The following is an 8,555-nucleotide window of genomic DNA, read 5'->3' on the forward strand; positions in this document are numbered from 1 at the left end:
AATCGGCAAGAAAGGTGGTCTATCTGGCGATTCAGGATGCTTCCAAGAAATGGACGATGCCAATACGAAACTGGAAGCAAGCGCTGAACCGCTTTATGATTATGCTCGAAGACCGATTAACTGAATACTTGTAACCAATGGCAGTTACACAGAATTATTTACAGGGTCCATTAATGTTAAGTTCGAATGCTGTGTTTTTGTTCATTTTATTATTTTTTTGATTGATTAGTTGTGATTTTAATGACTTTCTCTGGAATTTTATTTCTTTGAGCTGATGTAGATAAGATATTTTGAATAATACTAATAGAGTTTTCTAATGCACCTTGATTTTCTCGAACCACCTTTTTGGCTCCGTCTTTCATTCTGTTATATATGCTTGAATCAGTGAACAATTGATACAGTTTTTCACTGATGTCGATAGGTGATGAGCATACGTTTAATGCTTTTTCTTCGATAAGTTTGTTGGCAATATCTTTAAAATTGTAATAGCTAGGTCCGGTGATTGTTGGTAGCCCTACTGCTGCTGGCTCCAACATATTATGTCCTCCTACTTTGTCTCCAAGTAGGCTGCCACCCATAAAACAGACATCTGCTGAACTCAATAGCATCAGCATTTCTCCCATAGTATCTGCAAGGTAAACTTGTGCAGAAGTTATGGCTTTATCTTTAGATGTTCTACGTATAGTTGTAAAGAACTCGCTACTGAGAGTATAAACTTTATCAAATCTTTCAGGGTGCCTAGGAACAATAATTAGTAATGCGTTAGGACATTTTTTGAGCAATAGCTGATGAGCTTGCAATAGTATTTCGTCCTCTCCCTTATGAGTGCTTGAAGCGATCCATACCGGTCTTGTTTCACCTAATTTAGCTCGTAAGCTGCTTGCGAGTGGCGCTATGTCATCCGGAATACTTATATCGTATTTAATTGAACCAGAAACTGAAAGCTTCTCCTTGTTAACTCCTAACTCGATAAATCGTATCTTATCATCAGGAGATTGGCAGATAATTTGAGTAATACATTGAGACATTTTCTGAAATAGCGGTTTGACCTTTGCGTAACTATTCTTAGATTTTTCAGATAAGCGTGCATTAACAATAACTATTGGAATATTGGTTTTAGCTACATTATGAAGTGTATTAGGCCAGAGTTCTGTTTCAATAATAAATAGTGCTTTCGGGGATACAGTTTTTAGAAATCTCCTAATAGCAAAACCAAAATCGGTAGGCATGTATCGATGCTCAACAAGGTCACCTAAGCTTTCAATATAAGTAGCCCCTGTCGTTGTAGTTGTCGTTACTACAATCGATTGGTTTGGATTATTAGCCTTTAATTCTTTGATTATAGGAATGGCAACCATACACTCACCAACAGAAACCGCATGAATCCATATTGGTTTTTTCTTTACTGCTATACCTTTGCTAATTGGTGCTGGCGTTCTGCCGAAATATTCTCCCCAGCGGAAAAACTTCCGGTTACCTTTTTTTCCTTCCTTCGCCAGTAATAGGAGGATGAAAGGTAATAACAGCAGTAATATAAAATTATATATGACTAGCATGGTCTAAGCGGTTTTGTTTATTGTTAGTAGTATGTCGATCACCAACATGATCGTTAATAGGACTGTAATATTGATAAACGATAAACATAGTCAAGTAAAAACATAGAGTTGGTTTGCTATCTAACGCTACATCGGTAAGGCAAGCTATCACATAAACAATAGATACTATGGTAAAAATAAGGCTAGCTTCATTTTTATATTTTATAAAACAAAATACGGGATAAAGTAATAATATAAGAACAAATGCGAGCCCGAGAATACCATAAAATGCCAAACTGTTTATAAACTGGTTGTGAAAATGATGGAAAGGTACTGTCGATAGTATAGACGATGGCGATATAAGTTTTTCGCCTAGCAATGGTTTGACGTTTTCACCTGCTCCAATAGGGAAAGTGTTTCTTATCACATCAATGCTAGCAGCCCAAGCATTTAGTCTGTAATTTGCACTATATTCGAATTGCATTGCCTCTGATGTGTTATCAAGTGAATGATCTGATTTATCTGAAGTGCTAATAGTATTTTCATGGCTTTCTACTATTGATACTGTATTCATGATTCTATCAATAAACATGCTATTAGCAGCTATTATTAATATAAGTAATGAATAATACGGAACACTTTTTTTAAGTGATATGGATTCCACTTTAAACAGATAATAGATTAAAAAAATCCCGGAAAATAAAAAACATAGTAAAGAACTTCGGGTGGCTGACAAGTTAATACAATAGGCAAGAATTATATTTGATACAAAATTAACTTTGGCAACTTTTCCTTTAGATGAAAGTGAAAAATAGAACGAGATAGCAAGAAATGATGCTGTAAAAGTAGAGTGTATAATAGGGTTAACACTCCAATTGCGCACAATTCCTAATATATGATGCTGATAAGTTAAGTAAAATAAGGAAAATATCGCGGACAATAAAATTAGAACACTAAGGGTTGTTCTGTTTAGAACGTGTTTTGGAAAAAAAAGTAGCAATATAAATGTGGATATGACAATTCTAATAGAGCTTGAACTAAAGTCATGAATTTGCTTTATAGATAAGAATATACAGATAACAACTAAAATGATAGTTGCTGATGTGTTCCACTGAGGCCTGAGTTTTCGTTCGAATAGCAAGCTGGCTAATATTGACGCTATATAGATGTAAGGCAGTAACTTATGGTTATCCATACCAATAAAAACAAAGGTAAAAACGCTCAGTAGCGGAATGAAAAATAAATGTTGAGGCTTTACTACTGGCATATTTCTATAACTCTGTTAGGTGATAATTTATTCAGGCAATCTAAATGACCTAAAGGGCATTCTCTTTTAAAGCAAGGTCGGCATTCTATATTGGTATGAAGAATATGAACATCTTTTGCTAATGGAGGAGTGTAATTTGGTGATGTAGAACCATACAATCCAATAACTCGGCATCCTACTGAAGCCGCAACATGCATTAACCCAGAGTCATTGCTGATGACAGTATGGCATGCAGCCAGTAAATCTACTGCTTCGATTAAGCTGGTTTCTCCTGCTAAAGAGGTGATTTTTTCTTGTAACTCTGCTGATACCTGATTTCTTATGGATAGTGTTATCTCTCGATCTTTCTCTGAACCAAAGAGCCAAACTTGATATCCATTTTGTGCCATCTGCTGTGCAACGGTTGCATAATGCTTTGTTGGCCATTGTTTCGCAGGTCCAAATTCGGCGCCTGGGCACATACCGATGATTTTATTTTCAAGTGTAAGTGCGAATTTATTTAGTGTTGTGATTTGACTCTGTTTATTAATCGAAAGCCTTGGTATGGGTAATGTCTCTAATCCTCCTAGAGAGGTTGAGTTAATCATGTCATTTTTACTATGTGCCAGAGCCACATAGCGCTCTACCATATATTGAAAACTCTTTTTATTGTTCCTGATATCGTTTAACAGTCCATATCGCCATTCACCTTTCCAACCAATACGTTTTGGTATGTTTGCAAACCAAGGTATTAAAGCTGACTTAGCTGAATTAGGTAGCACAAAAGCGTGAGAGTATTGGTTAGCAATTAAAGACCTACCTAATTCTCTTCGACCAGATAAGTTAAATTCGCCATGTCCGAATGGCATAGTTATCGCTTGGTTTACTTCAGGCATCCGCTCTAAAATGGGTTTACACCATTTAGGTGCAATTACATCAATCTGACAATTGGGGTATTGCTGTTTTAATGTTATATAAAGCGATTGTGACATCACCATATCACCGACCCAAGAAGGTCCTATTACTAGGATTTTTTGCATGCTACTTCCTCTCGAGTTTTATGTCAGATTTATACGGATTAGTGTGATCTTGTTGTGTTCTCAACAGTGATAGGTTCCACATATACTGTTCTGGCTTCTGTTTAACAACAGACTCAATATAGGCATTTGTTGCTCTAGCATCGCCTTCTTCTGATCCAGTTGGAAAATCTTCTAGTTCTGGATAAATATCTATTTCAAACTTACCTGTTTCAATATTGTATGCAGAAAAAATAGGAATGACTTTTGCTTTGCTTATTTTAGCTATTTTACCTAAGCCCGGTAGAGTTGCTTTTGTAGTAGCAAAAAAATCAACAAATACGCTATTTTCTCTACCATGATCTTGATCTGGAAGATAGTAACCAAGATAGCCTTGCTTAATAGATCTGACAAACGGTTTTATTCCTGACTGCCTTTCATAGATTCTTCCACCATACTGAATTCTCTGCTTATGCATTAGCCAATCATGAATTTCACTTTTTTGTTGTTTGACAAAGCCAACAACTGGAAGTCCTTTGGAAGCTAATAAAATGGCAGGAATATCAATAGTCCATGTGTGAGGGACCAGAAGAATGACATTTTCACCTTTCTTTGTATGTTCCGTCAGGTTTTCTAATCCATTAATAATGCTGTTGTCGACTAGCCATTTTTTACTTCTTAGGGTTAATGATGCAAATCCAAGTAAGTAACTACCCGCGGCAGTAAATCCATCTCTGATAAGATCTCGTTTTTGCTGTTCATTTTTTTCTGGAAAACAGAGGGTTAGGTTTACCCATGCTCTCTGACTAGCACCATTGGCTTTGTTTAGCATTATATTAGCAACTAATCTAGCGATAGAGCACCGTAGTTTATTGGGCAGTAAGGCAATAGGTAAAGCTGCAAAAACAAATATCCATGCGGCCCAATTCTTAGGGGAGATAAAACGCCATTGAAAGGTTGGGCTATAGGTTTTTGGGTCAAAGTCGTTTCGAGAATTGGTCACTCAATGGCTCATAGATTGTTGATGTGAAAAGTTAGGCAAGAATAACACAAATAAAAAGGTTGAATAGATAGAGCAAGTCAACCTTTTTATTACTGCATTAGTTATTTATAACACTAAGGTATTCAGCAACACCTTCTGAAACGCTTTTAAATTCTATATTACAACCGGAAGCTCTTAGTTTTGTAAGATCAGCTTGGGTATATTCTTGATAAGCTCCTTTCAGATGCTCTGGGAATGGAATACTTTCTACTTCACCCTTGCCGTGATGCTTGATCACCGCTTTGGCTACTTCGTTAAAAGATTCCGCATTTCCTGTGCCTAGATTAAAGATACCAGACTGAGCATTTTTCCAGAACCATAAATTTACTTTAGCAACATCACCAACATAGACAAAATCACGCTTAAATTCTTCACTGCCATCAAATAATTTGGGGTTTTCGCCAGCATTCATCTGGTTGTTTAGATGAAAAGCTACTGAGGCCATACTGCCTTTATGTTGTTCTCTTGGGCCATAGACATTGAAGTATCTAAAGCCTGTTATCTGAGAGAGTGATTCGCCATGCTGCTTAGCATCTGCCCATAGACGGCGAACATAGTTATCAAACTGCTGTTTTGAATAGCCGTAAACATTTAAGGCGCCTTCGTATTGAGGCTCTTCGATAAACGTTGTCGTTTCGCCATAAGTAGCGGCTGATGAGGCATATAGAAATGGAATTTCGCGCTCTAAGCAGTAATGAAGAAGCTCTTTAGAATACTCATAGTTGTTGAGCATCATATATTTTCCATCCCACTCAGTGGTGGCAGAACAAGCACCTTCATGGAATACTGCTTCAACAGGGCCAAAATTCTCACCAGCCATTATTTGCATTAGAAAATCGTCACGATCCATGTAGTCGGTAATATCGAGGTCGACTAAATTTTTAAACTTTTTGCCATTCTTTAAGTTGTCTATCACAAGGATATCGTTGTAGCCTTGTTCGTTAAGTGTTTTGATAATGTTGCTGCCAATCATGCCAGCGCCGCCAGTTACTATGATCATGGTTTTTGCTCTGATTGAGAATTATGAGGTGATTGTATCAAAAAATTGAATTATGGCGAATGAAATGTATCTGTTCGGTATGAGTTTATTGTGGGCTATCCTGTTCTAAATAGAGTTAACACTTTTCTTGAATGGTTTTGGAGAGAGTGATGGAATTGAAAGGTAAGTAAACTTATCAATACCTTTCTATTACTTTTAAATTAATCTACATGGATTCCCCCGATTGTTAAACATCCGCTGAACTTATGTGGATGGTTTTTGGACTGTGTTGTCTGTTTATCGACGATTCGCATACGTCGTGACCCTGATGAATTTAAGATCCTAGTCGTCAAACAAGTCATAGCGAGAGGAGACTCTGTACCTAGTGTTGCTGAGCGCCTGGGTGTATCATCCAACAGCATTTATCATTGGCTAAAGTAATTTGGTGCTAACAGCCAACAATTCAAAGCTGATACTTGGCAAAATACCTGTAGCGGTCAAGAAAAATTGGCCACGGTTTCAGAGTCTAGCCAAAATAATCGTTCCGATTCATTTGGCGCCCCCTCCATTGTATTGTAGAGGCCTTAACTAGCTATAGTATCCGGTGATATACCGAATAATTTGTGGCTTGGCTTCTAAAGAGGTTTCTGTAGCCACTCGCTAGTATCCATTCTGTTTTCAAGCTTCTGAAAAAACGTTCCATCGGGCTACTATCCCAACAATTACCTCTGCGGGATAAGCTTTGTTTTATTTGATAACGCCAGAGTAATTGGCGATATTTTCTACTCGTATAATGACTACCATGGATGTTCTTCTAAGTGTCAAAAAGTAATTTGGATACTTAGAAGGACATATTTCTGTTTTTTAGAAGATAGTAAATTTCTTGAGTGATATACCTTTTCAGACACCGTAATGCTTCCATTTTTGATAATCCGTCAGCTGTTCGTTTCTTTATATATGCTTTTGAACGTGCTTCAGTCCGTAACCGACCAATGGCAATGATATGAAGGGCGCTATTAGCTGCGTGGTCTCCACCTCTATTCAGCCTGTGCCTGTCGGTCTTACCTGATGACGCGGAGATCAGGCAAACACCGCAAAGAGCAGCATAGCTTGATTCAGACTCTAATCGTTCTGGGTTATCACCGAGTGTTGTCAATAATTGTGCCGCTGACTCATATCCAACAGTATTTTGTTTAATTAATTCAGGTGCCAGAGTGTCGACAATAGTCGCGATCATTTTATCCAAATCAGCAACTTTAACGTGAAGATCAATGTATCTTCTGGCAAGATATTTTAAGGTAGTCCTATATGCGGTGTTAATGTCTTTGTAATTCGTTAAATCAGGCCGTGTTGATGAGAGCGTACGGATCAAACTCATTCGAGTCATGTGTCTTAGAGTGTCACGTAACTTACCTGGAATTGAGACAATATTTGTTCTAATCATCTGTAATGCTACTGTTCGGGCTGCTACAGCACTTTTACGACAGCTTTTTAAAACTCGAAGAGACTCAACCATTCCGTCCCTTTGTTTTAGTGTCACAGTACGTATCTCGCTAAAAGCAGCATGTGCGGCATTCTCGGCGTCTAACCTATCGTCTTTGCCTCGTCTACGGCGATCCGCTCTATCTGGCGCAGTGACTTCTAGAACGTTTATTCCGCTGCTTTGTATATAACGCAATAAGCCCAAACCATATGTGCCGTAGCACTCGATACCTACTCGTAAAATGCTTCCAAATGACGACATCCACATAAGCATTTTTTATAGCCGAACCTAGTGGTTGGAAAGCTTTCGGTAGATATGTCTTGGTTTAATTCATTTACAACAGCAGCAACATGGATATCCTTGTGGGTATCGACACTTCCCACAACATACTTTTTAATTTGATTCATAACTTATCTCCGGTGTTATAGCCTGTATGGAGGAGAGCACCGAATCAAATATTTGGACATGACAGTAATGAGACAATCACCAGACCCTTCTTGAGTCACAAATACTGATGAGGTTACCCTCACCAAGCAATGAAACCAAACAACCGACAGACCCGAGGAATGACACAAATGGTCTATCGCTATGAGGGTCAGAGAGTCTGGTTCATTGTTGGTACCGTGTCTCAAGCATGGACCATTAATGAATGGTTAACACAACGAAACAAAGCTAAAACATTATTACTATCACTATGAAATTGGTCTTCCACGAGATTCAAAGGCCATTGTCAAAGCTTTACTCGTAAGCTTGCTATCAGGAGACAATAGCATGGCCTAACCAATAGGTTTGCGAGCAAATAGATCAATAACTACTGCTAAATATGCCCAGCGACTACCCGTTCAGATATAGGTCATATCGCCTACCCTGACTTCATTAGGGGAGCAAGCTGCAAATTGACGTTTCAGGTGGTTGGGAATTTTAATATGTTCTTGTATCGTTTTTCTATTTTGGTGTTTGAGTTGCTGACAACTGACTAGACCAAGCTATTTCATAAATTTGGTAGCTCTATATAGGCTAAGCTTCATCCCATGGTTTATTACCATTTGAGCAATACTTCTGGCACCCGCTGAAGCGTTACTTGCAGAATGTACATCCTTAATCCAAGACCAATTTGGCGACTTCTGGACAGATTCTCTTTGGCCGATTGAATTGTAAACATCCCTTCTTTAGTGGCACTCAAAATTAGAGTTTTTCCTTTGTTGTGATTTAGCCAAATATTCCCATGGCGTTAGGTCGCCCAGTGAATCATGT

5 protein-coding genes and 4 pseudogenes are annotated in these 8,555 nt (G+C 38.1%); 1 reads left to right on the plus strand and 8 read right to left on the minus strand.

Annotation, left to right across the window (positions count from 1 at the left end; genetic code table 11):
- Positions 1-134: pseudogene (locus F0227_RS22000) on the plus strand (IS256 family transposase); the annotation flags it as partial.
- Between the two features lie 75 nt (positions 135-209).
- Here F0227_RS22000 and waaA read toward each other — a convergent pair.
- The 8 genes and pseudogenes from waaA to F0227_RS22005 all read right to left on the minus strand — a co-directional run.
- Entirely contained in the window at positions 210-1,556 is a 1,347-nt protein-coding gene (waaA, locus tag F0227_RS21515; RefSeq protein ID WP_171755304.1) for a lipid IV(A) 3-deoxy-D-manno-octulosonic acid transferase, read from the minus strand.
- Entirely contained in the window at positions 1,540-2,802 is a 1,263-nt protein-coding gene (locus F0227_RS21520; RefSeq protein ID WP_171755305.1) for an O-antigen ligase family protein, read from the minus strand. The genes waaA and F0227_RS21520 overlap by 17 nt, the downstream gene beginning before the upstream one ends.
- Positions 2,793-3,821, minus strand: coding sequence for a lipopolysaccharide heptosyltransferase II (gene waaF / locus F0227_RS21525; protein WP_171755306.1), 1,029 nt, complete (start codon positions 3,819-3,821; stop codon positions 2,793-2,795). The genes F0227_RS21520 and waaF overlap by 10 nt, the downstream gene beginning before the upstream one ends.
- Position 3,822: 1 nt before the next feature.
- Positions 3,823-4,800 (minus strand): lauroyl-Kdo(2)-lipid IV(A) myristoyltransferase, encoded by a 978-nt coding sequence (gene lpxM / locus F0227_RS21530; RefSeq protein ID WP_171755307.1) that lies wholly within the window; start codon positions 4,798-4,800, stop codon positions 3,823-3,825.
- A gap of 97 nt (positions 4,801-4,897) precedes the next feature.
- On the minus strand, positions 4,898-5,839 hold the full coding sequence (gene rfaD / locus F0227_RS21535; protein ID WP_171755308.1) for an ADP-glyceromanno-heptose 6-epimerase: 942 nt from the start codon (positions 5,837-5,839) through the stop codon (positions 4,898-4,900).
- A 476-nt stretch (positions 5,840-6,315) separates the two neighbouring features.
- A pseudogene (locus F0227_RS21545) lies at positions 6,316-6,620 on the minus strand (integrase core domain-containing protein); the annotation flags it as partial.
- Positions 6,621-6,659: 39 nt separating this feature from the next.
- A pseudogene (locus F0227_RS21550) lies at positions 6,660-7,708 on the minus strand (IS110 family transposase).
- A 294-nt stretch (positions 7,709-8,002) separates the two neighbouring features.
- Positions 8,003-8,410, minus strand: a pseudogene (locus tag F0227_RS22005) (DDE-type integrase/transposase/recombinase); the annotation flags it as partial.
- Positions 8,411-8,555 lie beyond the last annotated feature (145 nt).

Source organism: Vibrio sp. 99-8-1 (assembly GCF_013114595.1).
Classification (GTDB): domain Bacteria; phylum Pseudomonadota; class Gammaproteobacteria; order Enterobacterales; family Vibrionaceae; genus Vibrio.

Coding starts and splice junctions, on each gene's coding strand:
- waaA (WP_171755304.1), bottom strand. CDS start 1,556: ATGCTAGTCATATATAATTTTATATTACTGCTGTTATTACCTTTCATC.
- F0227_RS21520 (WP_171755305.1), bottom strand. CDS start 2,802: ATGCCAGTAGTAAAGCCTCAACATTTATTTTTCATTCCGCTACTGAGC.
- waaF (WP_171755306.1), bottom strand. CDS start 3,821: ATGCAAAAAATCCTAGTAATAGGACCTTCTTGGGTCGGTGATATGGTG.
- rfaD (WP_171755308.1), bottom strand. CDS start 5,839: ATGATCATAGTAACTGGCGGCGCTGGCATGATTGGCAGCAACATTATC.